This window comes from Desulfurivibrio dismutans (assembly GCF_029210385.1).
Lineage (GTDB): Bacteria > Desulfobacterota > Desulfobulbia > Desulfobulbales > Desulfurivibrionaceae > Desulfurivibrio > Desulfurivibrio dismutans.
The window spans coordinates 1-719 of record NZ_JARGDQ010000029.1 but is presented as its reverse complement, the minus strand read 5'-3'; the positions used below and the strand labels follow the sequence as shown (position 1 = coordinate 719).

Annotated in this window: 1 protein-coding gene; it reads right to left on the bottom strand. The window is 62.3% G+C overall.

The window, feature by feature from the left end; all coding sequences use genetic code 11:
* A partial coding sequence (locus P0N66_RS12770; RefSeq protein WP_275806027.1) for an HsdM family class I SAM-dependent methyltransferase occupies positions 1 to 719 on the bottom strand: 719 nt, incomplete at both ends.

Genomic DNA, 719 nt, shown 5'->3' with positions numbered 1-719 from the left:
CGGTTGTAGGTGAGTTCGTCGGTTTCCTGCTCGCCCTCCTCGTTGGTAAAGCTCATGGAGCTTTTCTTGCCGAAGGGTGGATTGGCCAGGACGTAGTCGAAGGTGCGGGGCGGCGGGGCCACCAGGGCGTCGTTGGGGGAGATGGGGCTTTTGCCGTCGATTTCGCCGATGTTGTGCAGGAACATGTTCATCAGGCAGAGGCGGCGGGCGCTGGCGACAATCTCGTTGCCGTAAAAGGCCTGGTTTTTGAGGAAGGCCTTTTGGGCCTTGTCCAGCTTGTGGTTGGCCGAGCTGCTGATGAAGTCGTAGGCGGCCAGGAAGAAGCCGCCGGTGCCGCAGGCCGGGTCGGCGATGGTTTTCAGCGGCTCCGGCTGCACGCATTCCACCATGACCCGGATCAGGGGGCGGGGGGTGAAGTACTGGCCGGCCCCGGACTTGGTATCCTCGGCGTTGCGTTCCAGCAGTCCTTCGTAGATGTCGCCCTTCACGTCGGCGCCCATGGTGGCCCAGCGGGTGCTGTCCACCATGTCGATCAGGCGGTAGAGCTTGGCCGGGTCCTGGATTTTGTTTTGGGCCTTGGTGAAGATCTGGCCCAGCATCCCCTTGCGGGTGCCCAGTTTACGCAGCAGTTCCACATAATGGACTTCCAGCTCGGCCCCCCGCTTGGCCTTCAGGGTCGGCCAGCAATATTCGGGGGGAATCCCGACATCGCGGTTGTA